Origin of the sequence: Nocardioides caldifontis, from assembly GCF_008087345.1 — a bacterium.
In the GTDB taxonomy this organism is placed as follows: Bacteria; Actinomycetota; Actinomycetes; order Propionibacteriales; family Nocardioidaceae; genus Marmoricola_A; species Marmoricola_A caldifontis.
The window spans coordinates 420,038-444,661 of record NZ_VHIB01000008.1; the positions used below are offsets into that span (position 1 = coordinate 420,038).

24 protein-coding genes are annotated in these 24,624 nt (G+C 72.9%); 6 read left to right on the top strand and 18 right to left on the bottom strand.

Going from position 1 to position 24,624, the window contains the following annotated elements; genetic code table 11:
- Window positions 1–32 precede the first annotated feature (32 nt).
- From FIP57_RS16285 to FIP57_RS23310, 4 genes are all read right to left on the bottom strand, one after another.
- Window positions 33–566 (bottom strand): GNAT family N-acetyltransferase, encoded by a 534-nt coding sequence (locus tag FIP57_RS16285; RefSeq protein WP_148574566.1) that lies wholly within the window; start codon window positions 564–566, stop codon window positions 33–35.
- A 49-nt stretch (window positions 567–615) separates the two neighbouring features.
- Window positions 616–1,710: a branched-chain amino acid aminotransferase gene (locus tag FIP57_RS16290; RefSeq protein ID WP_148574567.1), complete on the bottom strand. Its 1,095-nt coding sequence runs from the start codon at window positions 1,708–1,710 to the stop codon at window positions 616–618.
- Between the two features lie 65 nt (window positions 1,711–1,775).
- Window positions 1,776–2,843, bottom strand: coding sequence for a 3-isopropylmalate dehydrogenase (locus FIP57_RS16295; protein ID WP_148574568.1), 1,068 nt, complete (start codon window positions 2,841–2,843; stop codon window positions 1,776–1,778).
- A gap of 11 nt (window positions 2,844–2,854) precedes the next feature.
- On the bottom strand, window positions 2,855–3,019 hold the full coding sequence (locus FIP57_RS23310; RefSeq protein ID WP_162529833.1) for a hypothetical protein: 165 nt from the start codon (window positions 3,017–3,019) through the stop codon (window positions 2,855–2,857).
- Between the two features lie 308 nt (window positions 3,020–3,327).
- Here FIP57_RS23310 and FIP57_RS16300 point away from each other — a divergent pair, with 308 nt between their 5' ends.
- A complete protein-coding gene (locus FIP57_RS16300) occupies window positions 3,328–3,894 on the top strand; it encodes an O-methyltransferase (protein WP_148574569.1) in 567 nt (188 codons plus the stop codon).
- Window positions 3,895–3,904: 10 nt separating this feature from the next.
- Here FIP57_RS16300 and yczE read toward each other — a convergent pair whose 3' ends face one another.
- Window positions 3,905–4,618 carry a membrane protein YczE gene (gene yczE, locus FIP57_RS16305; protein ID WP_238993520.1) on the bottom strand — a complete coding sequence of 238 codons (714 nt, stop codon included), beginning with the start codon at window positions 4,616–4,618 and terminating at the stop codon, window positions 3,905–3,907.
- Window positions 4,619–4,680: 62 nt separating this feature from the next.
- Here yczE and yczR point away from each other — a divergent pair, with 62 nt between their 5' ends.
- Window positions 4,681–6,108: a MocR-like transcription factor YczR gene (gene yczR, locus FIP57_RS16310; protein WP_148574570.1), complete on the top strand. Its 1,428-nt coding sequence runs from the start codon at window positions 4,681–4,683 to the stop codon at window positions 6,106–6,108.
- 18 nt (window positions 6,109–6,126) lie between these two features.
- Here the strand turns inward: yczR and serA are convergent, their stop codons facing one another.
- From serA to FIP57_RS16325, 3 genes are all read right to left on the bottom strand, one after another.
- A complete protein-coding gene (gene serA / locus FIP57_RS16315; protein ID WP_148574571.1) occupies window positions 6,127–7,716 on the bottom strand; it encodes a phosphoglycerate dehydrogenase in 1,590 nt (529 codons plus the stop codon).
- 136 nt (window positions 7,717–7,852) lie between these two features.
- Complete coding sequence (locus FIP57_RS16320) at window positions 7,853–8,557, bottom strand: DsbA family oxidoreductase (RefSeq protein ID WP_148574572.1); 705 nt, start codon at window positions 8,555–8,557, stop codon at window positions 7,853–7,855.
- A gap of 39 nt (window positions 8,558–8,596) precedes the next feature.
- Window positions 8,597–9,250, bottom strand: coding sequence for a 2'-5' RNA ligase family protein (locus FIP57_RS16325; protein ID WP_148574573.1), 654 nt, complete (start codon window positions 9,248–9,250; stop codon window positions 8,597–8,599).
- 347 nt (window positions 9,251–9,597) lie between these two features.
- Between FIP57_RS16325 and FIP57_RS16330 the strand changes: the two genes are divergently transcribed.
- Complete coding sequence (locus tag FIP57_RS16330; RefSeq protein WP_148574574.1) at window positions 9,598–10,125, top strand: hypothetical protein; 528 nt, start codon at window positions 9,598–9,600, stop codon at window positions 10,123–10,125.
- Window positions 10,126–10,205: 80 nt separating this feature from the next.
- Here the strand turns inward: FIP57_RS16330 and ilvC are convergent, their stop codons facing one another.
- The 7 genes from ilvC to ilvD form a co-directional block, all read right to left on the bottom strand.
- Entirely contained in the window at window positions 10,206–11,237 is a 1,032-nt protein-coding gene (gene ilvC / locus FIP57_RS16335; protein WP_148574575.1) for a ketol-acid reductoisomerase, read from the bottom strand.
- A 45-nt stretch (window positions 11,238–11,282) separates the two neighbouring features.
- The gene (gene ilvN / locus FIP57_RS16340) at window positions 11,283–11,822 is read right to left on the bottom strand and encodes an acetolactate synthase small subunit (protein WP_148574576.1); all 540 of its coding nucleotides are present in this window, start codon (window positions 11,820–11,822) and stop codon (window positions 11,283–11,285) included.
- A gap of 1 nt (window position 11,823) precedes the next feature.
- A complete protein-coding gene (locus tag FIP57_RS16345; RefSeq protein WP_148574577.1) occupies window positions 11,824–13,599 on the bottom strand; it encodes an acetolactate synthase large subunit in 1,776 nt (591 codons plus the stop codon).
- 221 nt (window positions 13,600–13,820) lie between these two features.
- The gene (locus tag FIP57_RS16350; RefSeq protein ID WP_148574578.1) at window positions 13,821–14,579 is read right to left on the bottom strand and encodes a hypothetical protein; all 759 of its coding nucleotides are present in this window, start codon (window positions 14,577–14,579) and stop codon (window positions 13,821–13,823) included.
- A gap of 130 nt (window positions 14,580–14,709) precedes the next feature.
- Window positions 14,710–15,276 (bottom strand): pyridoxamine 5'-phosphate oxidase family protein, encoded by a 567-nt coding sequence (locus tag FIP57_RS16355; protein WP_148574579.1) that lies wholly within the window; start codon window positions 15,274–15,276, stop codon window positions 14,710–14,712.
- A 10-nt stretch (window positions 15,277–15,286) separates the two neighbouring features.
- Window positions 15,287–15,880 carry a hypothetical protein gene (locus FIP57_RS23315; RefSeq protein ID WP_162529834.1) on the bottom strand — a complete coding sequence of 198 codons (594 nt, stop codon included), beginning with the start codon at window positions 15,878–15,880 and terminating at the stop codon, window positions 15,287–15,289.
- 5 nt (window positions 15,881–15,885) lie between these two features.
- Entirely contained in the window at window positions 15,886–17,613 is a 1,728-nt protein-coding gene (gene ilvD / locus FIP57_RS16365; RefSeq protein WP_148574580.1) for a dihydroxy-acid dehydratase, read from the bottom strand.
- 90 nt (window positions 17,614–17,703) lie between these two features.
- Between ilvD and FIP57_RS16370 the strand changes: the two genes are divergently transcribed.
- Window positions 17,704–19,239: an adenylate/guanylate cyclase domain-containing protein gene (locus FIP57_RS16370; RefSeq protein WP_203231299.1), complete on the top strand. Its 1,536-nt coding sequence runs from the start codon at window positions 17,704–17,706 to the stop codon at window positions 19,237–19,239.
- A gap of 15 nt (window positions 19,240–19,254) precedes the next feature.
- Here FIP57_RS16370 and FIP57_RS16375 read toward each other — a convergent pair whose 3' ends face one another.
- Complete coding sequence (locus FIP57_RS16375) at window positions 19,255–20,340, bottom strand: WD40/YVTN/BNR-like repeat-containing protein (RefSeq protein ID WP_148574581.1); 1,086 nt, start codon at window positions 20,338–20,340, stop codon at window positions 19,255–19,257.
- A gap of 208 nt (window positions 20,341–20,548) precedes the next feature.
- Between FIP57_RS16375 and FIP57_RS16380 the strand changes: the two genes are divergently transcribed.
- Window positions 20,549–20,755 (top strand): hypothetical protein, encoded by a 207-nt coding sequence (locus FIP57_RS16380; protein ID WP_148574582.1) that lies wholly within the window; start codon window positions 20,549–20,551, stop codon window positions 20,753–20,755.
- A gap of 72 nt (window positions 20,756–20,827) precedes the next feature.
- Complete coding sequence (locus FIP57_RS16385; protein WP_148574583.1) at window positions 20,828–21,799, top strand: alpha/beta fold hydrolase; 972 nt, start codon at window positions 20,828–20,830, stop codon at window positions 21,797–21,799.
- 10 nt (window positions 21,800–21,809) lie between these two features.
- Here FIP57_RS16385 and FIP57_RS16390 read toward each other — a convergent pair whose 3' ends face one another.
- Window positions 21,810–23,234 (bottom strand): pyridoxal phosphate-dependent decarboxylase family protein, encoded by a 1,425-nt coding sequence (locus FIP57_RS16390; RefSeq protein ID WP_148574584.1) that lies wholly within the window; start codon window positions 23,232–23,234, stop codon window positions 21,810–21,812.
- The gene (locus FIP57_RS16395) at window positions 23,231–24,610 is read right to left on the bottom strand and encodes an MFS transporter (protein WP_238993521.1); all 1,380 of its coding nucleotides are present in this window, start codon (window positions 24,608–24,610) and stop codon (window positions 23,231–23,233) included. The genes FIP57_RS16390 and FIP57_RS16395 overlap by 4 nt, the downstream gene beginning before the upstream one ends.
- Between the last annotated feature and the right edge of the window lie 14 nt (window positions 24,611–24,624).

Sequence of the window (24,624 nt, forward strand, 5' to 3'; positions counted from 1 at the left end):
CGCCGCCTCCCGCGAGCCGGCGCATCCTGCCGTCAGAACGCGTCGAACGGTGCGGCGTAGCGGAACGGGCCGGACGTCCCCGACCAGGCGGTGAGCGGCCGGACCTGGAAGTAGTCGCCCCACGCCGGGTCCGGGGCGGTGATCTGCAACGACGCCGCCGGGACGAAGCCGAAGCGCCGGTAGAAGGCCGGCTCACCCACCAAGCCGACCAGCGACTCCTCCAGCGCGTCGGCGGCACCGAGCACGGCGTGCATCAACGCGGTGCCGGTCCCCGCGCCCTGCCGCCGCGGCGTGACGCTCACCGGCCCCAGCCCCAGTGCGGGCTCGTCCCCGACCCACGCGCGAGTGGCGACGACGTGGCCGACCACCACGTCCTCCTCGACCGCGACGAGCGACAGCGCGGGGATCCATCCCTCGTCGTCGCGCAACCAGGACACGAGCGTCGCCTCCCCCGGCACCCCGTCCTCCTCGACGGGCGGGGCGCTGTGCGGCGCGTCGCGGAACGCCTCGGCCGTGACGGCGCGGATCGCAGCGACGTCCGCGGGGAGCTCGCGCCGGATGATCACGGAGCAACCGTCGAGCCCGGGGCTCGTGCGCGTCAACCGCGCCGGGGCGTCAGAGGACGCGGTGCAGCCAGCCGAAGGTGTCCTCGGCGCGGCCGTACTGGATGTCCACCAGCCCCTGGCGGATCCGCTGGGTCACCGGGCCGGCGTCGCCGTCGACGGAGCAGTCGACCTCGCCGTCGCTCCAGACCAGCCGGCCGATCGGGGTGATGACCGCCGCCGTGCCGCAGGCGAAGACCTCGGTGATCCGTCCGGACGTCACGCCGTCGCGCCACTCGTCGATGGAGAACCGCCGCTCCTCGACCTTGTGGCCGAGCACCCCGGCGAGCTCGATGATCGAGCCGCGGGTGACGCCCTCGAGGATCGTGCCGGTGAGCTCGGGGGTGACGATCGTGCCGTCGTCGTGCACGAAGTAGAGGTTCATGCCGCCGAGCTCCTCGACGTACTTCCGCTCGAGGGCGTCGAGGAAGACCACCTGGTCGTAGCCGTGGTCGATCGCCTCCTGCTGCGGCGCGAGCGACGCGGCGTAGTTGCCGCCGGTCTTCGCCGCACCCATCCCGCCGGTCGCGGCACGGGTGTAGTGCTCGCTCACCAGGATCGAGACGGGCTTGATGCCGCGCGCGAAGTACGCCCCGGCCGGCGACGCGATCACCATGTAGGTCACGTGCTTCGACGGCCGCACCCCGAGGAACTTCTCCGAGGCGAACATGAACGGCCGCAGGTAGAGGCTCATCTCGCCCTCGGCGCCGGGCACCCACCGCTCGTCGACCTTCACCAGCTCGTCGACGGTGGCGACGAAGTCCTCGACCGGCAGCTGCGGCAGCGCCAGCCGGCGAGCGGAGCGCGCGAGCCGCTCGCCGTTCATCTCCGGCCGGAAGGTCCACACCGAGCCGTCGGCGTGCCGGTAGGCCTTGAGCCCCTCGAAGATCTCCTGCGCGTAGTGCAGCACCGCGGTCGCCGGGTCGAGCGACAGCGGGCCGTACGCCGTGATCCGGGCGTCGTGCCACCCACGCTCGGGGGTCCACTCCGCGGTGAGCATGTGGTCGGTGAAGTGGGTGCCGAAGCCCGGGGCCGCCAGGATCTCGGCGAGCCGGTCGTCACTGACGAGGTCGTTGCTGCGGTGCACCGCGATGTCGAGCGCGCTCATGGCTGCACGGTACTTCTTTCGTCGGTCGTCGGGAGGGGCGGACGGCGGCTCCCGGTGAGGAGCCGTCAGCCGGCTACTCGCGCCGCGATCGCGTCGCCGACCTCCGAGGTACGCCGGGGCTCGGGCCCGCGCTCGGCGAGGTCGGCGACGACCGCCTCCTCCACGCGCCGGGCCGCGTCCTCGAGCCCGAGGTGGTCGAGCATCAGCGCGGCCGAGAGGATCGCCGCGGTCGGGTCGGCCTTCTGCTGCCCGGCGATGTCCGGCGCGGAGCCGTGCACCGGCTCGAACATGCTCGGCGTGGTGCGGTCGGGGTTGACGTTGCCGCTGGCCGCGAGGCCGATGCCTCCGGTGACGGCGGCGGCGAGGTCGGTGATGATGTCGCCGAACAGGTTGTCGGTGACGATCACGTCGAACCGCGCCGGGTCGGTCGCCAGGAAGATCATCGTCGCGTCCACGTGCAGGTAGTCGACGGTGACGTCGGGGAACTCCTTCGCCACCTCGCCCACGACCCGGGTCCACACCGCGCCCGCGTGCACGAGCACGTTGGTCTTGTGGACCAGCGTGAGCTTCTTGCGCGGTCGGCGCCGGGCGCGGGCGAACGCGTCGCGCACGACCCGCTCGACCCCGAAGGCGGTGTTGAGGCTGACCTCGGTGGCCACCTCGTGGGGCGTGCCGGCGCGCACGGTGCCGCCGTTGCCGGTGTAGGGGCCCTCGGTGCCCTCACGGACGACGACGAAGTCCACCTCGCCCGGGTCGGCGAGCGGCGAGGGCACGCCCGGGTAGATCCGGGAGGGCCGGAGGTTGACGTAGTGGTCGAGGTCGAAGCGGAGCCGCAGCAGGAGCCCGCGCTCGAGCAGCCCCGGCGGGAGGTTCGGGTCGCCCGGCTTCCCGCCCACCGCGCCGAGCAGGATCGCGTCGTGCTGCCGGATCTCGGCGAGCACGGAGTCAGGGAGCACCTCGCCGGTCGCGAGGTAGCGCTCGGCACCCAGGTCGTAACGGTTGGTCTCGACCTTCACCGTGGACGGGGTCACGGCCGAGAGCACCTTGAGGGCCTCGGTGGTGACCTCCTGGCCGATGCCGTCGCCGGGGACGACGGCGAGCCGGAGGGACTGGGGCTGCGGGGACGCGGTCATGGGGCCGGAGCCTAGTTGTCGTCCGGCCGCTCTCCGTCGGCGTCTCGCTGCTCGGGTGCCCCGGCCATCGCCATCGCGGGCGGGGTCGGCTGCCAGTAGCGGGGGCGCCGCACGGCGCGCGGCTCGTCGTCCTCACGGTGCCGGGCGGGGCCCCACTCGGGGTAGAAGTCGTACATCGTCCTGGTCCTCGTTCGCTGTCGTTCCGTGGACCGTGGCGGAAGCGGACCGAGCGGTCCTCGAGTGGTTGCTTCTTCGTTCGCCACGGGGTCGCAGGGCCGACAACGCGTACACCGCGGCGAGGTGGCCCTACGAGAGGTGGGCCTCGCCGCGGCGGCGGATGGCTACGAGGAAGAAGCACGACATGGTGCGACCAACTGTAGGAGCGCCCTTGCGCGGAGCGCACGACCTTTCGCACCCTTTCTCACATGATGGACGCGCCACTCGCCATCCGGACCCAGAGCCGCCCGTGGGCGAGGATCGGGTCATGAGCGCGCCACCCGAGGTACCCGACGTCGTCCGCCGGGCCTTCGACGTCTCGCGGCGACGCGGGTTCGTGTCCTTCTGCCGCAACGAGACCGGCCGGCTGCTCGCCACCCTGGCGGCCTCGCGCGGCGGCACGCTCGCCGAGTTCGGCACCGGCACCGGCGTCGGCACGGCGTGGCTGCGCAGCGGCATCCGCGACTGCTCCCGCATCGTCAGCGCGGAGCTCGACTCCAAGCTCGCCGGGGCCGCGGCGGAGATCTTCGTCGACGACGACCAGGTCGAGGTGGTCGCCGCGGACTGGTCGACGCTGCGCGACCGCGGCCCGTTCGCGCTGCTCTTCCTCGACGCCCGCGAGCCGAAGGACAGCGGCCCCGACGCGGTCGTCGACCTGGTCGAGCCCGGCGGCCTCGTCGTGCTCGACGACTTCACGCCCTGCGAGTCGTGGCCCCCGGTGTACGGCGGCCGCGTGGACACCCTGCGCGAGGAGTGGCTGACCGACGAACGGTTCACCACCGTCGAGGTGATGGTCGCCTCCGACACCGCCGTGCTCATCGCGAGCAAGCGCTGAGGCCGGACGTTCACCACGAGGGGCGGAAGGCGCCGTGCCCCACCGGGCGGTGGACCAGGAACCACGCGTCGTACACGTCCTGGGCCGGCGGCCGCGGCTCGAGCCGCACGACCGCCCGGGGCAGGAACAGCTGCACCAGGGGGCCGATCGAGACCGCGTAGAGCACCGTGCCGACCCCCACGGTCCCGCCGAGCAGGAAGCCGGTGACGAGGACCACGACCTCGAGCGTCGTGCGGACCAGCCGCACGCTGCGACCGGTGCGGCGCACCAGCCCGGTCATCAGCCCGTCGCGCGGGCCGGGGCCGAGCTGTGCGCCGATGTAGAGCGCGCCGGCCAGTCCGTTGAGGACGATGCCGCCCACCAGGAGCGCGGCGCGGCCGGCCGTCGAGCCGGGCGTCTGCAGCACCGCGAGCGTCAGGTCGGTGGCCACACCGATGACGAGCGCGTTCGCGATCGTGCCGAGCCCGGGCCGCTGACGGAGCGGGATCCAGAGCAGCAGCACGGCCAGCCCGACGACGATGACGATCGCGCCGAAGGAGAGCGGCAGCCAGTGGGCCAGCCCCTCGTGGAGCACGTCCCACGGGTCGAGCCCGAGGTGCGAGCGGAGCATCATCGCCATGCTGGCGCCGTAGAGCACCAGCCCCAGCATCAGCTGGGCGAGGCGGCGCGGCAGCCGGGGGGCGCGCAGCTGCTCGAGGGCGGAGAGGTTGGCCAGCTCGTTCATGCAGGCCACTCTGGCCATCAAGTGGCCTGGTGCGAAATAGCCAATCGTGGAACAGTGGCCTCATGGACAGACGGATCACCGCCGAGCGCACCGCCATGCTGATCGGCGGGGCCGTCGACCGCGCGCCGGCGTACCTCGGGATCGCGGAGGCGCTGCGGATCCTCATCGCCGACGGCCGCATCCCTCCCGAGACGCGGCTGCCGAGCGAGCGGGAGCTGACCACGAAGCTCGGCGTCAGCCGCACCACGGTCACGAGGGCCTACTCGCTGCTCCGCGAGAGCGGCCACCTGGTCTCCCGCCAGGGCTCCGGGAGCGTCACCCAGCTGCCGTCGTCGGCGCACGTCGGCGACCTGCTGCTCAACCCCGAGGCGCCACCCGGCCGCATCGACCTCACCTGCGCCTCCCCCACCGCACCGCCGGGGATCATGCAGGCCTACGAGGCTGCGCTCGCCGAGCTTCCCGCGCACCTCCCGCTCACCGGCTACTACCCGTCGGGGCTGCCGTTGCTGCGGCAGGCGATCGCCCGGCGGTACGCCGAGCGGGGGCTGCCCACCGAGCCCGAGCAGGTGCTGGTGACGTCCGGGGCGCTCGCCGCGATGGCCGTGGTGGTGCGGGCCTTCGTGGACCGCGGCGACCGTGTGCTCACGGAGAGCCCGTCCTACCCCAACGTGCTCGCTGCACTCCGCGACGCCGGCGCACGGCTCTTCGGGGCCGACGTCGAGCAGCGGGGTTGGGCCACCTCGAGCGTCCTCGACGCGGTGCGCCAGGTGCGGCCGGCGGCGGCGTACCTGATGCCGGACTTCCACAACCCGACCGGCCAGCTCATGGACGACGACGAACGGGCCGCGCTCGCGACCGCGCTGCGCCGGGCACGCACCCTCACGGTCGTCGACGAGACGATGGTCGAGATCGCCATCGACGAGGTCGTGACGCCGCTGCCGTTCGCAGCGCACCTCCCCGACGCGATCAGCATCGGCTCGGCCAGCAAGGCGTTCTGGGGCGGGCTGCGCATCGGCTGGGTCCGCGCCCCCGAGCGCCGGATGGCCGCGCTCGTCTCGGCGCGGCTCACCCTGGACCTCGGGGCACCGGTGCTCGAGCAGCTCGTGCTCTTGAACCTGATGCAGCGGCGCGAGGAGGTGCTGGAGCTCAAGCGGCGCCGGCTGCGGGAGTCGCGCGCGGCGCTGGTGGCCGCCCTGGCGGCGAAGCTGCCGGACTGGCGGTTCCAGGTGCCGGCGGGTGGGCTCAGCCTCTGGTGCGAGCTGCCGCGCCCGGTCTCCTCGGCGCTCACGCAGGCCGCGGCGGACCATGGCGTGCAGCTCGCCGCCGGGCCGCTGTTCGCGCCGGAGGGCGGGCTGGAGCGGCGCGTGCGGCTGCCCTACAGCCAGTCCCCGACCGCGCTCGCCGACGCCGTCGACCGGCTCGCGAGGGCGTGGGAGGAGGGGCTCCCCCGGCGCACGACCAGACGGCGTGTGCCGGCGCTCGTCACCTGAGCGGCCCGGTCACCCGCATCATTCCGACAGGTCGACCGCCCGCACCGACACCGCGTCGATCGCGCGCCGGATCTCCTCGAGGGTCTCGTGCGGGATCGCGTCGTCGACCGACAGCGCGACGAGGGCGTGGCCGCCCTGGTGGTCGCGGCAGACCTGCATCCCCGCGATGTTGACATGGGCCCGGCCGAGCAGCTGCCCGACCGTGCCGACCATGCCGGGGCGGTCCTCGTAGCGGAGGAACGCCAGGTGCTCGGTCGGCTCGACGTCGACCGGGTAGCCGTCGACCTCGACGAGCCGCTCGCGCTGCGCGATGCCGATCAGCGTGCCGCTGCAGGAGACCTGGCTGCCGTCGGCGAGGGTGCCCCGGATCGTGATCAGGTTGCGGTGGTCGGGGCTCTCGGGCTCGGTCACCAGCCGGACGGCGACCCCTCGCTCGGCGGCGAGGAGCGGGGCGTTCACGTAGGAGACCGACTCCTCGACGATGTCGGCGAAGATCCCCTTCAGCGCGGCGAGCTCGAGCACCTTGACGTCGTACTGCGTGATCTCGCCGCGGACCTCGACGTCGACCTGCTGCGCGACCTCGCCGGCGAGCGCGGTGAAGATGCGCCCCAGCTTCTCGGTGAGCGGGATGCCGGGGCGGACGTCCTCGGCGATCACGCCGCCCTGCACGTTGACCGCGTCGGGGACGAGCTCGCCGCTGAGGGCGAGGCGGACCGAGCGCGCGACCGCGATGCCCGCCTTCTCCTGCGCCTCGTCGGTGGAGGCGCCGAGGTGCGGCGTCGCGACGACGTTGTCCAGCTCGAAGAGCGGGCTGTCGGTGCACGGCTCCTTGGCGTAGACGTCGACACCGGCCGCGGCGACGCGGCCCTCCCGGAGCGCGTTGTAGAGGGCCTGCTCGTCGACGATCCCGCCCCGGGCGGCGTTGACGAGCACCAGCGACGGCTTCACCTTGTCCAGCTCGTCCTTGCCGATCAGCCCCACGGTCTCGGGGGTCTTCGGCAGGTGCACGGAGATGAAGTCGGACTCGACGAGCAGCTCGTCGAGGCTGACCAGCCGCACCCCCATCTGCGCCGCGCGCCCCGCCTGCACGTAGGGGTCGTAGGCGATGACCTTCATGCCGAAGGCGCTCAGCCGCTGGGCGACGAGGACGCCGATGCGGCCGAGGCCGACGATGCCGACGGTCTTCTCGTAGAGCTCGATGCCGGTGTACTTGCTCCGCTTCCACTCCCCGTTGCGGAGGGCGGCGCTGGCGGGCGCGATGTGGCGCGCGGCGGCGAGCATCAGCCCGACGGCGAGCTCGGCGGCGGAGACGATGTTGGAGGTCGGCGCGTTGACCACCATCACGCCGTTCTGCGTGGCGGTCTTGACGTCGACGTTGTCGAGGCCGACGCCCGCGCGGGCGACCACCTTGAGCCGCGGGGCGGCAGCGAGCGCCTCGGCGTCGACCTTGGTCGCGGAGCGGACCAGCACCGCGTCGACGTCGCCCAGGGCCGGAAGGAGCTCGGCGCGGTCGGCGCCGTTGGCGTGCCGGACCTCGAAGTCGGGGCCGAGCGCGTCGATGGTGGCGGGGCTCAGCTCTTCGGCGATGAGTACGACGGGCTTGCTCACTCTGGTTCCTCAGGTGGTGTCGGTCGGCCGTGACGGTCGGCCAGGCAGGGGTCCGCGGGTGCGCGGACGACCGTGCACGACGTTGTGCCCGACGCCAGACTGTACCCCTGGCACCGCCGCCGGACCTGCTGCCGTCTCAGACCGCGCAGCCGTCGGGGCCGCAGACGGTGCCGTCCGCGAGCATCTGCAGCCCGGGGTGGCTGTCGTCCCAGGCACGCTGCAGCAGCTCGGAGAAGACCCCGGTCGGCTGGGCGCCGGAGACGCCGTAGCGCCGGTCGACCACGAAGAACGGCACCCCGGTCGCGCCGTACGCGCGGGCCTGGTCGATGTCCGCGCGCACCGCGCCGACGTGCTCGTCGCCGGCGAGGACGGCGTCGACGCGGACGGCATCGAGCCCGGCACCGACCGCGACCTCACGGAGCACCTCGTGGTCCCCCATCGAGCGGCCGCGGAGGAAGTACGCCGCCAGCAGCCGCTCCTTCAGCTCGCGCTGGAGCGCCGGACCTCCTTGCGCCAGTGCCTCGTGCAGCAGCCGGTGGGCGTCGACGGTCTTGGTGTGGGTGGCGTGCTCGTAGTCGAACTCCAGCCCGACCTCGGCGGCGATCACGGCGACGCGGTCCATCATCGGGCGGACGGCGTCCACCCCGCCGCCGTACTTGCGCCCGAGCGCCTCGGCGACCGACTCGGTGCCGACCTGCGGCGCGGTCGGGTCGAGCTCGAAGGAGCGGAAGACGACGTCGACCTCGTCGGCGTGCTCGAAGGAGGTCAACGCCTCCTCGAGGCGGCGCTTCCCGATGTAGCACCACGGACAGACGACGTCGGACCAGATCTCGATGAGCATGTCCGCTTCAACCGTTCACGCGGTGCGGATGTTCCCTGCTCACCCCGCGTAGCGGTAGGCGCCGAGCGGCAGGTCGGACATCGTGTGCCAGCGGTAGTGCCCCTCCCCGCGCGTGACCTGCACCTGCCGCAGCCGGTCGCAGGTGACCTCGACCGGCGGGAGCTGCTCCCCCGCGACGAGTGCCGCCAGCCGGTCCTGGTCGGTCGCGGTGTTGGCGTAGCCGAGCGTCACGTGCGGGCGGAACGCCTCCTCCGCGTCGGCGAGCGGCAGGCCGTGGGCCTCCCCCGCCTCGCGGACGACGTCGCGGAGCCGGACCACGTCGTCGTACGGCTGGGCGACCAGCACCACCGAGTCCTCCATCAGCGCGATCGGGCCGAGCGACAGGTGCACCTGCGGCCGTCTCGCCAGCTCCCGGCGCACATCGGCACCTGCGGCCCGGAACGCGGTGGGGTCGACGGTGTCGACGAACCCGACGTCGGCGAGCGTCAGGTGCAACCACCGTGCCGGCACGACGTCGAGGGCGCAGGCGCCGAGCGCCTCCTCCGCGGCGGCCGCGCGGGCCGCGACCTCGGGCCGCTCCTCGAAGGTGAGGTACCACAGCAGCCGCTCGCGACCGCCGGTCCAGTCGGGGCGGTACGACGTCCAGTGGTCCAGCAACGTGTCGACGGCGGGCCAGTCGTGCTCCGACGGCATGAGCGGTCCTTCCCTCCGGATGGCGGCGCCCCCGTCCACGATCCTCCCGACAGGATCACCCGTTCCGGCGCCCGCCACACCGCGTTCCCGCCGAGTCGTCGCATCTTCACGCCGGATCTGTCCCGAGTCGTCGCATCTTCACAGGGAAAGCGACGCTCCGGCGGCAGGTGCAGGCCTACACTGGCCGACCCGACGGAAGGGCACGCCATGCTCCTCGACACGCTCCTGGTCGCAGCGGGCGGTCTGGCGGGCGGCGCCGTCGTGGTCTCGCGGATCCGTGACCGTGTCGACGACCGCCGCGCAGCCCGGCGGCGGGAGGCCGAGGAGCTGGCGGCGGCGAGCAGCTGGTGCGGCTGGACGCGCGGCTCGGCGACGTCGACCTCGACGAGGACGCGCGCCACGACTACCGCACGGCGCTCGAGGCGTACGAGCGGGCACTCCGCGCGGCCGACGGGCTGCAGAGCGTCGACGAGCTCAGCCGGGTCGTGGACGCCCTCACGATCGGCCGCTACGCGCTGGCGTGCGTGGTGGCGCGCGTCGAGGGCACCGAGCCGCCGGCACGCCGCACCCCGTGCTTCTTCAACCCGCAGCACGGCCCGGCCTCGACCACCGTGCTCTGGACCCGGCCCGGCCACGGCACCCGCGAGGTCCCGGTCTGCACGCAGGACGCCGCCCGGCACGCCGCGGGCGAGAAGCCGGAGGTGCGGACGGTGAAGGTCGACGGGCGGCCGCTGCCCTACTACGAGGTCGGTGCGCTGATGCGGCCGTACTCCCGCGGCTACTTCCCCACGACCGTCACCGAGGCCCGGCGCGACGCCAAGGCGCAGGCGGCCCTGTGGGACCAGCAGGGCGGCGGCATGACCCACGGCTTCTGACCGACCGAGCCGGCGCTTCCTGCGGCAGGAAGCGCCGGCTCGAGGTGCTGCGAGTGGCAGGAGCGCCGGCTCGCGGGGGGTCAGCCGCGGGTGGCGGTCCCCTCGGTGTAGTCGGAGTCGTGGCTCTTCACCCACGACATCAGCTTGCGGAGCTCGCGACCGGTGGCCTCGATCGGGTGCTGCTCACCCTTGGCACGCAGCTCCTTGAACTCCGGGGCACCGGCGTCCTGGTCGTCGATGAACCGCTTGGCGAAGGAGCCGTTCTTGATGTCGTCGAGGACGGCCTTCATGTTGTCCTTCACGTGCGGGTCGATCACCCGGGGGCCGGAGACGTAGTCGCCGTACTCCGCGGTGTCGGAGACCGACCAGCGCTGCTTGGCGATGCCGCCCTCGTACATCAGGTCGACGATCAGCTTCAGCTCGTGGAGGCACTCGAAGTAGGCGACCTCCGGCTGGTAACCCGCCTCGACGAGGGTCTCGAAGCCGTACTGCACCAGCTGCGAGGCGCCGCCGCAGAGCACGGCCTGCTCGCCGAAGAGGTCGGTCTCGCACTCCTCGGTGAAGGTGGTCTTGATGCCGCCGGCACGCAGGCCGCCGATCCCCTTGGCGTAGGACAGCGCGAGGTCCCAGGCCTTGCCGGACGCGTCGGTCTCCACCGCGACCAGCACCGGGACACCACGGCCCTCGGCGAACTCGCGGCGCACCAGGTGACCGGGACCCTTCGGAGCGACCATGCAGACGTCGACGCCCTCGGGCGGGGTGATGTAGCCGAAGCGGATGTTGAAGCCGTGGCCGAAGAACAGCGCGTCGCCGGGGACGAGGTTCGGCTCCACAGCCTCCTTGTAGAGGTTCCGCTGCACGTGGTCCGGCGCGAGGATCATGATCAGGTCGGCCTCCTCGCAGGCCTCCGCCGGCGTGAGCACCTTGAGCCCCTCGGCCTCCGCCTTGGCGCGGCTCTTCGAGCCCTCCGGCAGACCGACGCGGACGTCGACGCCGCTGTCACGGAGGGACAGCGCGTGCGCGTGCCCCTGGCTGCCGTAGCCCAGGATCGCCACGTGGCGGCCCTGCACCACCGACAGGTCGGCGTCGTCGTCGTAGAACATCTCAGCCACGGGTGGGCTCTCCTTCGTGTGGTTCTTCTCGGGGGTTGTGATGGGTCAGCCGGCGGCCGGGGCCGCCGGGACGGGCACGGGCTTCAAGGTGCGCTCGCTGATCGACCGCGAGCCGCGACCGATCGCGACCATGCCCGACTGCACGAGCTCGCGGACGCCGTACGGCTCCACCATGGTCAGGAAGTCCGCGAGCTTGTCGGTGTTGCCCACGATCTGGATGGTGATCGCGTCGGTGGCGACGTCGACGACCTTGGCGCGGAAGAGCTGGACGACCTCGAGGACCTGCCCGCGCGTGCTGGCGGTGGCCTTCACCTTCACCAGCATCAGCTCGCGGTTGACCGACTGGGTCGGGTCGAGCTCGACGATCTTGATCACCTCGACGAGCTTGTTGAGCTGCTTGGTGACCTGCTCCAGCGGCGAGCTCGCGACGTCGACGACGATCGTCATGCGGGAGACCTCGGGATGCTCGGTCGGGCCGACGGCGAGGCTGTCGATGTTGAAGCCGCGGCGGCTGAAGAGGCCGGCCACCCGGGCGAGGACGCCTGGCTTGTTCTCCACCAGGACCGAGAGCGTGTGCTTGCTCATCTCACTTCCCACCCTCGAGGTCGTCGTCCTCCCACGTCGGGGCCATGTCCCGCGCGGTCTTGATGTCGTCGTTGCTGGTGCCGGCGGCGACCATCGGCCACACCATGGCGTCGCGGTTGACCCGGAAGTCGACGACCACCGGGACGTCGTTGATCTCCATCGCCTTCTGGATCGTGGAGTCGACGTCGTCGGGCGACTCGCAGGCGAGACCGACGCAGCCGTAGGCGTCCGCGAGCTTCACGAAGTCGGGGATGCGCTTCGACTGCAGGTCGGTGTTGGAGTAGCGCTCGTTGTAGAAGAGCGTCTGCCACTGCCGGACCATCCCGAGCGACTCGTTGTTGATCACCGCGATCTTGACCGGGATCCCCTCGATCGCACAGGTGGCCAGCTCCTGGTTGGTCATCTGGAAGCAGCCGTCGCCGTCCACCGCCCACACGGTGGTGTCCGGGCGACCCACCTTCGCGCCCATCGCCGCCGGGACCGCGAACCCCATGGTCCCGAGGCCGCCGGAGTTGATCCAGGTCTGCGGCTTCTCGTAGCCGATGAACTGGCTGGCCCACATCTGGTGCTGGCCGACGCCGGCGACGTAGATGGAGTCCGGACCGGCGATGTGGCCGAGCCGCTCGAGGACGTACTGAGGGGCGAGCGAGCCGTCGGTGGGCTTGTCGTAGCCGAGCGGGTAGCGCTTCCGCACCCCCGCCAGGTAGTGCACCCAGCCCTCGTAGTCGCCCTGGCGCCCTGCGTCGTGCTCGGCCTGGAGCGCGACGACGAGGTCGGCGATCACCTCGCGGCAGTCGCCGACGATCGGCACGTCGGCGAAGCGGTTCTTGCCGATCTCGGCCGGGTCGATGTCGGCGTGGATCACCTTCGCGTTCGGCGCGAACGAGTCGAGCGCGCCGGTGACCCGGTCGTCGAACCGCGCCCCCAGGCTGATGATCAGGTCGCTGCGCTGCAGGGCGCCGACGGCCGCCACCGTGCCGTGCATGCCCGGCATGCCGAGGTGCTGCGGGTGCGAGTCGGGGAAGGCGCCGCGGGCCATCAGGGTGGTGACGACCGGGATGCCCGTGAGCTCGGCGAGGGTGCGGAGCTCCTTCGCGGCCCGGGCCCGGATCACGCCGCCACCGACGTACAGCACCGGCTTGCGGGACTCGGTGATCAGCCGCGCGGCCTCGCGCACCTGCTTCGAGTGCGGCCGGGTCACCGGGCGGTAGCCGGGCAGGTGCAGCTCGCTCGGCCAGGCGAACGACGTCCGCGACTGCAGGGCGTCCTTGGAGACGTCGACGAGCACCGGACCGGGGCGACCGGTGGAGGCGATGTGGAACGCCTCGGCGATCGTGCGCGGGATGTCCGCGGCGTCGGTGACCAGGAAGTTGTGCTTGGTGATCGGCATCGTGATGCCGCGGATGTCCGCCTCCTGGAAGGCGTCGGTCCCGATCGAGCCGCTGGCCACCTGGCCGGTGACGGCGACGACCGGCACCGAGTCCATGTGCGCGTCGGCGAGCGGCGTCACCAGGTTGGTCGCGCCGGGGCCCGAGGTCGCCATGCAGACGCCGACCCGGCCGGTGGCCGCGGCGTACCCCTGTGCGGCGTGACCCGCGCCCTGCTCGTGGCGCACGAGGATGTGGCGGAGCTTGACGGAGTCGAAGAGGGGGTCGTACGCCGGCAGGATCGCCCCGCCGGGGATCCCGAAGACGTGCTCGACCCCGGCCGCCTCCAGCGACTTGATGAGGCTCTGCGCCCCCGTCACCGACTCCGTAGCAGCGGGCTGCTCGCTCATGGTGCCTACTTCCGTGTCGTTCCGGCCCAACAAAAAACCCCCGCAGCCCGGAGGCAAGCGAGGGGTGACGCGCGCGCTGTCAGCTGGTGTCAGCCGGCGCGTCGCGTCGATACGAGTACCTGGGTACGCATGGTGCCACGGTCCCTTCCCGAGCTCCCCGGCGTCAAGCCGGTTCCCTCCGCGTCTCAGTTGATGGTACGCCGGTCCCGTGATCCGGACGATCAGGGGTCCAGGTCCGAGCGGGTCAGCCCTTCCGGGTGGCGCACCAGGAACTCCCCCAGGTCGAGCAACGACTGGAGGTCCGCCCCCGAGGCGTTGAGCCGCCGACGGTAGCGGTTGGCGACGTCGAAGAGCTCCGCCTCGGTGGTGCCGAGGAACTCCGCGCGCCGGGCCAGCACGTTCGGTGGCTCGGGCTCCCCCTCCAGCAGGTGCCGGTAGAGCACTGCCATCCGGTACCGGAGCGCCGCCGACATGGGCGCGTCCACGATCCCCTGGGCGTCGCGCAGCCCCGAGGCGCCCGAGTCGATCGTGCTGTCGACCGCGTAGGCGATCCGCTGGTCGTCGAGCCGGCGGCTGCGGATGCTGACCGACACCGCGAACGGCTTGTCCAGCCCGCTCCACTGCAGCCGGTGCTCCCCGCGCTGGAGCATCACGACCGCGCCCGGCTTCCAGGTGGCCGCACCGCCCTGCACCCAGTCGTTCTCGACCTGCATCCGCACCCGCGAGGCGTTGGTGACCAGCCACCCGTCGGGCACGGCGGTGAAGCACGCCAGCTCGGCCGGCGCCCACGGCGCCGGGAAGACCAGCCCGTGTCGCTCCCGTCGGCCGACCGTGGCGGTCGTGCGCCGGGGCAGCCGCCACTGGCGACCGGAGGCCCCGCCACCCCGCACGACGACGAGCCCCACCAGGTGCGGCAGCGCGGGAGCCGACGAAGGTCCGGGCAGCGCAGCACGCGGCGCGGCGACGGTGGCGGACCTCATGCCCCACCCATCGGCAGCCCCGCGGGGGAGCTGAGGGCTCAGCCACCTGGGCGGTAACCGCAACTGGTGGAGGACGACACGTCTGCCCGCCCCGAACCTGTCGTTCCTTACCAGTTCCCGTCGGCGACGCTCAGCCGGTGGGCAGCGGGTCGTCGTCGAAGGCGGGGAGCCCGTCGATGCTGGTGCGGTTCTTCTTGCGGCGGTACTCGACGACCCCGTCCGGCCCGCGCCGCTCCATGTTCGGGGTGAGGATGTCCCGCTCCCCCACCGGCTCGAGGAGCGGCAGGGAGTAGCCGCACGACGACGACACCCGGGTGACGTCCACGACGATCACCGCGCGGGCGGCCGGGTTGTCGGGGAACCGCGGCGCCCACGCGGCGTACTCCTCGTCGTAGATCGTGACGACGCGACCCCGTCCGTGCAGCCGTACGACGTTGGGCGACCGCGAGAACGAGCAGAACATCAGGACGATCCGGCCGTTCTCGCGCACGTGGGCGATCGTCTCCGCGCCGCTGGCCGTGAGGTCGAGGTAGGCGACCGTGTGGTCGTCGACCACCGTGAAGGTGTCTGCCAGCCCCTTGGGCGAGATGTTGACGTGCCCGTCGGAGCCGGCGGGCGCCGTGCCCACGAAGAACACCTGCTGCTCGGCGATGAACGACCGCAGCCGCTCGTCGATCCGGTCGTGGACCTTGCCCATGCGCCTCTCCTCAGCCGTCGGCCCGAGTGAACACCAACCCCGCGGCCAGCGCGTCGGCGGTGTCGCAGAACCGGTGGTCCCCCTGCCCCTCCCAGGCGAGCTGGTGCCAGACCACGTCGCCGTCGGGAGCGCGGAAGAGGTGGCCCACCGCCTCGATCCTCGCCCCCGTGTCGGGGTCCACCTCGCCCTCCTGGTGCACCCGGAGCGCAGGGCCCACCGGGAGCTGCTCCTCCGTGACCTCGGCGGCGGCACCGGCGAGGTACTCCTCCACCCAGGCCTGCAACGACCTCCGTCGCGGCCACCCCGACAGGCTCATCGTCAGCAGCGCCTCGACCGGCCCGTCGAACTCGGTCCGCAGCACGGCTGCGTCGACGACGCCGGGCATCTCCTCCACGACGTCGCACCACCCGGTGACCTCGGCGGCCAGGCGGCCCGCCTCGTCGGCCGGCATCGGGCGACCGAGCGCGGCCGGGGCACCGTCGGCGAGGAACGTCGCGACGGCGGCGCGGAGGTCGTCGCGGTCGGAGCCGACGGGGAGCGGGTACCACTCGGGACCCAGCTCACCGCCGACGCTCCAGCCGCGGCGCCTCCTCCGGCCGAGCAACGGCGTCAGCCGCAGACCGCGCCGTGGGCCGCGGACTGCACGACCTTGGCGTACTTGCCGAGCACCCCGCGGTCGTACTTCGGCGGCCGGGGCGCCCAGCCCTCCTTGCGGGCGGCCAGCTCGTCCTCGGGGACGTCGACGTCGAGCAGCCCGTTGGCCACGTCGAGCCGCACGCGGTCGCCGTCGCGGAGGAACGCGATGGGGCCGGCGTCGACCGCCTCGGGCGCGATGTGGCCGACGCAGAGCCCTGTCGTGCCGCCGGAGAAGCGGCCGTCGGTGATCAGCAGGACGTCCTTGCCGAGCCCCGCGCCCTTGATGGCGCCGGTGATCGCGAGCATCTCGCGCATCCCCGGGCCGCCCTTGGGCCCCTCGTAGCGGATCACCACGACGTCGCCGTGCTGGATCTCGCCCTTCTCCAGGGCGTCCATCGCGGCGCGCTCGCCGTCGAAGACCCGGGCCGGTCCCTCGAAGACCTCGTCGTCGAAGCCGGCGCTCTTCACCACCGCGCCCTCGGGGGCCAGCGACCCCTTGAGGATGGTGATCCCGCCGGTGCGGTGGATCGGCTCGGAGAGCGACCGGATGATGTCGCCGTCGGCGGCCGGGGGGCTCAGCTCCTCGAGGTTCTCGGCCATCGTCTTGCCGGTAACCGTGAGCGTGTCGCCGTTCAGCAGCCCCGCGTCGAGGAGCAGCTTCATGACCACGGGGATCCCGCCGATCTTGTCGACGTCGTTCATGACGTAGCGGCCGAACGGCTTGAGGTCACCGAGGTGCGGCACCTTCGCGCCGATCCGGGTGAAGTCGTCGAGGGTGAGGTCGACCTCCGCCTCGCGCGCGATCGCGAGCAGGTGGAGCACCGCGTTCGTCGAGCCGCCGAGCGCCATGACGACGGCGATGGCGTTCTCGAACGCCGGCTTGGTCATCACCTGTCGGGCCGTGATCCCCTGGCGGAGCATGTTGACGACGGCGGCACCGGAGCGGTGCGCGAACCCGTCGCGGCGGCGGTCGACGGCCGGCGGAGCCGCCGAGCCCGGAAGCGACATGCCGATCGCCTCGGCGACCGACGCCATCGTGTTGGCGGTGTACATCCCGCCGCAGGCGCCCTCGCCCGGGCAGATCGCGCGCTCGATGCGGTCGACCTCCTCGCGGCTGATCCGGCCGGCGAGGCAGGCGCCGACGGCCTCGAACGCGTCGATGATCGTGACGTCCTGGCCGTCGACCTGGCCGGGCATCGTGGAGCCGGCGTACAGGAAGACCGACGCGAGGTCGAGCCGCGCCGCGGCCATCAGCATCCCGGGCAGCGACTTGTCGCAGCCCGCGAGGAGCACCGAGCCGTCGAGCCGCTCGGCCATCATCACGGTCTCGACGGAGTCGGCGATCACCTCACGGGAGACCAGGGAGAAGTGCATCCCCTCGTGGCCCATCGAGATGCCGTCGGACACCGAGATCGTGCCGAACTCGAGCGGGTAGCCGCCGGCCGCGTGGACGCCGTTCTTGACCGCCTTCGCGAGCCGGTCGAGCGAGAGGTTGCACGGGGTGATCTCGTTCCACGACGAGGCCACGCCGATCTGCGGCTTGGCGAAGTCCTCGTCGCCGAGCCCGACGGCGCGGAGCATGCCCCGGGCGGCGGCCCGCTCGAGGCCGTCCGTCACGTCGCGGGAGCGCGGCTTGATGTCCACGCCGGGGGCAGCGCCGTCAGAGCTCGGGCGCGCGTCGAGACCGGGAGTGTCAGGCATGAGGGGATTCTACGAGCGCCGCGACGGGCGAGCGCCCCGCGTCCGCGGCGACCGGCAGCACCGGGCCGCCGTTTCCCGTAGCGTCCCCCTGTGGTCGGCGGCGTGACGTGGTGGCGCGGGCTGGCGAAGGACTGGTACACCTCCCTGCCCGTCTGGCAGGTCCGGGTGGCGCTGGGTGTCCTCCTCGCCGGCTCCAACGCCGTGGGCATCGGCGTCGCCTACACGCTGCTGTTCCTCGTCGTACCGATGCCGGACGTGGACCGCGGCCAGCTGACCGAGTGGGACAACCTGGCGCTCGCGGGGGCATACGTCCTCGTCGCCGGCGGGCTCGGGATCCGCCAGGCCTGGCGGACGCTCCACCCGGTCGTCACGATGCTCCGGCCCGGCCACGCGCCGACCCCGGACGACCGCCGCGACGTGCTCGCCGCGCCCCGGCGGGTCTTCGTCTACCAGGCCTCGCTCTGGGCGATCGGCTCGCTGGTCTTCTTCGGCAGCAACCTCCGCCACTCGGTCGACCTGGCGTTGTCGGTGCTGTTCGTCGTCGGTCTCGCCGGCTGGACCACGAGCTGCCTGACCTACCTGTTCGCCGAGCGGGCGCTGCGGCCGGTGGCGCGACGCGTGCTTTCGCAGGGGTTCCCGAGCCGGCGGTACGTGCGCAGCGTCGCCGGCCGCACCCTCTTCGCCTGGGCGCTGGGCTCGGGCGTCTCGATGCTGGGAGTCGTGACGGTCGGGATCACCACGGCCGTCGAGCCCCGACCGGTCACCGCCATGGACCTCGCGATCTCGGTGATCGTGCTGGGCGGGATCGCCCTGCTGGTCGGCTTCCTGACGATCTTCGTCGCCGCCCGCGCGAGCAGCGAACCGATCCGCAACCTCCGCGAGGCGGTGGCCCGCGTCGAGCGCGGCGACCTCGACGTCGAGGTCGGCATCTACGACGGCACCGAGATCGGGATGCTCCAGTCCGGCTTCAACCGGATGGTGCAGGGGCTCCGCGAGCGCGAGGAGATGCGTGACCTGTTCGGCCGCCACGTCGGGGCCGACGTCGCGCGGCGGGCCCTCGAGGGCGGCGTGCGGCTCGGTGGGGAGTCCCGCGACATCGCGGTGCTCTTCGTCGACATCATCGGCTCGACGTCGCTCGCCGAGAACCGGCCGCCGGAGGAGGTGGTCGGGCTGCTCAACCGGTTCTTCGAGGTGGTGATCGACGTCGTCCACGAGCACGACGGGTGGATCAACAAGTTCGAGGGCGACGCCGCGCTCGCGGTCTGGGGCGCCCCGGCCGAGCTCGAGGACAAGCACACCGCGGCGCTGGCGGCCGCGCGGGTGATGAGCCGGCGGTTGGCCGACGAGGTGCCGGAGATCGCCGCCGGCATCGGCGTCTCCTGCGGTACGGCGGTCGCCGGCAACGTCGGGACGCACGAGCGCTACGAGTACACCGTCATCGGCGACCCGGTGAACGAGGCGGCCCGGCTGACCGGCCACGCCAAGAAGGTGCCCGCCCGGGTGGTCGCCAACTGCGGGCTCGTCGGCTCCGCCGCCCCCGAGGAGGCGCGGCACTGGCGCGAGCTCGAGCCGATCACGGTCCGGGGCCGGAGCGAGCCGACCCGGATCGCGACGCTGGCGTCCTAGAGCGTCGCTGGCCTCCTAGAGCGTCGCCGCCCGCACGCAGAGCACGTCCGGGAGGTGCTCGATGACCGGCACCCAGGTCTCCCCCTCGTCCGGGCTGGCGTAGACGCTGCCGTCGCGGCTGCCGATGTAGACCCCGACCGGGTCGCCGTCGTCGACGCACATCGCGTCCCGCATCACCCCGGCGAAGAAGGTGTCGGGCAGCCCCTTGCCCTGCTCCTGCCAGGTCTCCCCCGCGTCGGTCGAGCGCCAGACCCGGCAGGCCCGGTCGGGCGGGAACCGACGGTAGGAGCTCTCCAGGGGGAACAGCCAGACCGTGCCGTCGACCCGCGGGTGGGCGACCACGGGGAAGCCGAACTCCGCCGGGAGCCCGTCGGCGATCGACGTCCAGGACGTCCCCTCGTCGTCGCTGCGGTAGACGCCGCCGTGGTTCTGGGCGTAGAGCACCTCGTGGCGGGTGGCCGACCGTGCCACCTTGTGGACGCACTGCCCCCACTCGGGGTAGCTCACCTCGTCGGGCATGAACTCGGCCTTGATCCCCTTGTTGGCCGGCTCCCACGACGCCCCGCCGTCGGTGGTGCGGTAGACCCCGCCCGTCGACATCGCGACGTGCACCCTCGCCGGGTCGGTGGGGTGCGGCAGCAGCGTGTGGATCGCCTGGCCGCCGCCCCCGGGCTCCCACTGCGGGCGGTGCGGGTGGTCCCAGAGGCCGCGCACCAGCTCGAAGGTCTCGCCCCGGTCGGTCGACCGCCAGAGTGCCGAGGGCTCGGTGCCGGCGTACACGACGTCGGGCTCGGCCGCAGACGGCGCCAGCGCCCAGATCGCGGCCACCGCCGTGTCCGTGTCCGGCGGGAAGACGACGCCGCCGGTCGGGGCGGCCTGCCAGCTCTCGCCCAGGTCGTCGGAGTGCTGCACCTGCGGCCCGATGTGCCAGTGGCGGCTGGACATCAGCAGCCGCGGGGTGGCGCCGCGCTTGTCGATCGCGACCGCGTGCACCTCGCCCATCACGTCGTCGGGACCCGAGACGTCCCAGCGCTCGCGGTCCTCGCTGCGGGCCACCCACAGCCCCTTGCGCGTCCCGATCATCAGCACGGTCCCCGGCATGGCTCCTCCACGGCTCTTCTCGGCGCGGCCCGCCCCGGGTGCGAGGGCTCCGCACGACGCTACGCCCGCCCCCGGACCCGTGCCACCCCTCGACGGAGGGCAGTTCACGCAACCGTCACGTCGCGTTGACACCTCGGCAGCGTGCGGTGCCTAGCGTCGTCGGCGAGCCGGACCCCACTCCCGGACCGGCGGTCTCGGAGGAGAGAGCATGACGTCACCGCGATCGCTCGTCCGGTGGGCCCTCGCCTGGCCGGTGCAGAGCCAGCAGCAGGCCCGCCGCAACGCCCTGGTCGCCGGCACCGCGCTCGCTCGGGTGCGTCAGGAGCGCGACGAGGTCGAGGAGTTCCTGGAGGCACTGGCGCGGCAGCGGGCCGCCGACACCCGTGCGCCTGCCCGTCAGGCCGTCGGAGGGTGAGCCCGACCCACCACGCGTGATCTCGCGCACCAATCACGTGAGAACCAGGTCGGTCGGGGCACACTGTCGAGCATGTCCGTCGTGTCCGGCCTCCCCGGCGAGCCGCGTGCGTCTTCGCCCGTGTCGTCGCAGCGGCTCGGGCGACCCCGGCTGAAGCCAGCCCCGAGCCGGAAGCGCGTCCGCTTCCACAAGGTGCGCAGCGCCGACGGCACCCTCGTCGAGGCGTGGACGAACGGCGCCGACGGCCCCACGGTGCTGGTCTGCAACGGGCTCGGCACGAACCCCTACGCCTGGCCCGAGCTCCTCTCCCCCGACTGCGGCCTCCGCGTCATCTCCTGGAACCACCGCGGCGTCGGGCGCAGCGCCCGCCCCGAGGACGAGTCCCGGGTCGGTGTCGACGCCTTCGTCGAGGACGCGATCGCGGTGCTCGACGACGCCGGCGTCGACACCTGCGTCGTCGCGGGCTGGTCGATCGGCGTGAACACCGCGTTCGAGCTCGCCGTCCGCCACCCCGAGCGGGTCTCCGGGCTGTTCGCGGTCGCAGGGGTGCCGGGCGGCACGTTCGCCTCGATGGGTGCTCCGCTGCTCATCCCCCGTCCGCTGCGGGAGCCGATCGTCAAGGGCGTCGCGCACGGCATGCGGCTCGGCGGTCCGGTGCTGACCCCCGTCGTACGACGGCTGCCGATCGGTCCGGTGACCTCGACGGTGCTGCGCTACAGCGGGTTCATGTTCCCCTCGGCCAAGGGTGCCGACGTGCGCCGGGCGGTGCGGGAGTTCCTGACCACGCCGGTCGACTGGTACGGCCACCTCGCGCTCGCCGCCGCGGAGCACGGCCGGGTGTCGCTGTCCGGCATCGACGTCCCCGCCGCGTTCGTCGCCGGCCGGTTCGACCTGATGGCCTCCCACCACGACATGCGTACGGCGGCCGAGCGGATGGGCGACGCCGAGTACACCAACCTCCTCGGCAGCCACTTCCTCACCCTCGAGCGGCCGGAGCTCGTGGCGAGGCTGCTCCGCGAGTTCGTCGAGCGCGTCGAGGGCTGACCCCTCCTTGTCAGCGCCGGTTCGGGCGCTGGAGCCGGTCGAGGAACGCCTTGAGCACCGCCTCGCGGAGCTCCGGCGACGCCAGGTCGAGCAGCGCGTTGACCTCGGCCATCCGGTCCGGGACGACGGAGGAGCCCGCCGGGTCCAGCCCGGCGGCGGCGAGCAGCCCGTCGAACTCCTCGTCGCCGAGGTGGTCCGGGTCGAGCGCGGCGACGACCTCCGCGACGCCGGGGTCGACCTGCACCGGCCCCCGCTCGCGGGCCACCGCGACCGCGTCGGCGAACGCCGCGAGGAGCTCGTCGAGGCTGTCGGTCGTGGCCGCCGACAACGTGAGGTGGAGGTTCGGCGGGTGGCCGGCGAACCGCATCTGCGGCTGCACGAACCAGCCCCGCGCGGCCATCTCGTCGGCGATCGTGAAGACGTCGCAGCTGCCGTCGGTCTCCACCGCCACCAGCGTCGAGTCAGGGCGCACCGGGAGCCGCAGCCCCTCGATGGCGCCCAGCCCCTCCACCAGCCGGTCGACGCCGTCGAGGACCCGGGTCGTGAGCCGCTCGTACCCTGCGTCGCCGATGGTCCTCACCACCGCCCAGGCCGCGGCCAGCGGCGCACCTGACCTCGTGGACTGCATCGTGGAGTTCAACATCGTGTAGCCGGGCCAGCGGGCGCTGGCGAAGAGCTGCGAGCGGCGGTGCGCCGGGCTGCGGTGCAGCAGCAGCGAGGCGCCCTTCGGGGTGTAGCCGTACTTGTGCAGGTCGACCGAGATGCTCGTGACGCCGTCGACCGCGAACGTCCACGGCGGCACCGAGCGTCCGAGCCGCGCCGCGTACGGCAGCACCCAGCCGCCGATGCACGCGTCGACGTGGCAGCGCACGCCCCGCTCCTGCGCGGCCGCGGCGACGTCCGCGACGGGGTCGACGACCCCGTGGGCGTACGACGGGGCCGAGACCGCGACCAGGACGGTGGAGCCGTCGATCGCGTCGGCCATCGCCGCGGGGTCGGGGCGGAAGTCGTCGCCGACGTCGACCAGCACCGGCTCGACGCGGAAGTAGTGCGCGGCCTTGTGGAACGCCGCGTGCGCCGTCGACGGGATCACCATGCGCGGGCGGTCCACGTCGGGCCGGGAGTCGCGGGCGCTCTGGACGGCGAGCAGGACCGACTCCGTGCCGCCGCTGGTGACCGAGCCGACGACGGTGTCGGGCGCGTCGAGGAGGTCGGCGGCGAAGCCGACGAGGTCGTTCTCCATCTCCCGCAGGGACGGGAAGGCCGTCGGGTCGAGGCCGTTGGAGTCGGCGAACGCCGCCACCGCCTGGCGGGCCACGTCGTCGGCGTCGGCGAGCCCGCTGTCGTAGACGTAGGCGAGGGTCCGGCCGCCCTTCGTGGGCAGGTCGCCCTCCTGGAGCGTGCGGAGCCGGGCGAGGACGTCGCTGGGCGTCATGCGGTGGGTTCCTCCTGGTGGGAGTGGGCAGCCAGGGCCGCCTCGACGTCGCGTGCGGTCAGGGAGTAGCGGCTCAGCCACCCCAGCGAGAGCAGGACGAGCGCGGCCGGCAGCAGCGAGAAGCCGAGGGTGACGGCCGTGACCGCGGAGTCCGGCTGCACGGCGGTGCCCTCGGTGGAGGAGACGTAGCCGCCGGCGGCGAGCACGAGCGCGAACACACCCGGCCCGAGCGCGAGGCCGAGCGTCTCCCCCGCCGTCCACACGCCGGTGTAGACGCCGGCCCGGTTCTCCCCCGTGCGGTGGGCGTCGACAGCGGCGGCGTCGGGGAGCATCGCCATCGGGAACACCTGCGCGCCGGCGTACCCGACACCGACCAGCCCGGTGGCGACGTACACGAGGGCCGGCGGGAGCCCCTGGGCGCCGACGAGGAGGAGCGCGCCCGCGGCGAGCACCACCGACGCGGCGACGTACCCGGCCTTCTTGCCTAGCCGCGCGCCGACCCGCTCCCAGACCGGGGTGAGGAGCAGCGCCGGCCCCACGAAGCAGACGAACAGCACGGTCGCCGCGCCCTCGCGCTCGAGGACCACCCGCGCCACGTAGTCGACACCGGCGAGCATCGCGCCGACCGCCAGCGCCTGCACGACGAAGGTGGTGAGCAGCAGCCGGAAGTCGCGCGCCGACGCGACGACCTTGAGCTGGTCGCGGAGCGAACCGCCGGCCGGCTGCACCGTGCCGGTGGGCGCGCTGCGGGTGCCGCGGTGGACGCCGACCACCCCGACCACGATCACCAACGCGACGGCGACGCCCATCAGCCGGTAGCCGTCGCGACCACCGACCGCGTCCCGGATCGCCGGTGCGCTGGCGCCGGTGAGCAGGATCGTCAGGGCGAGCAGCGCGACGCGCCACGTCATCAGCCGCGTGCGCTCCTCGTAGCTGTCGGTGATCTCCGCCGGCATCGCGACGAACGGCACCTGGAAGAACGCGTACGCCGTCGCGCAGGCGAGGAAGAGCACCAGCACCCAGACCGTGTCGAGCGCCTGCGACCCGAGTGGCGGTCCGGCGAAGAGCAGGGCGAAGCAGGCGGCGAGGGCGAGCCCGGCCTTGAGCAGGTAAGGGCGACGGGGACCGCGGGGGTCGGTGCTGCGGTCGCTGATCCGGCCGGCGATCGGGTTGAGCACCACGTCCCAGGCCTTCGGCAGGAACACGACCACCCCGGCGAGCGCCGCCGCGACCCCGAGCGTGTCGGTCAGGTACGGCAGCAGCATCAGCCCCGGCACCGTGCCGAACGCGCCTGTCGCCACCGACCCGGACCCGTAGCCGATCCGCACGCCGGTGGGCAGCGGTGCGGTCGCGCGCACGGCGCCCGGGGAGGTCACGGAGGCAATCTAGA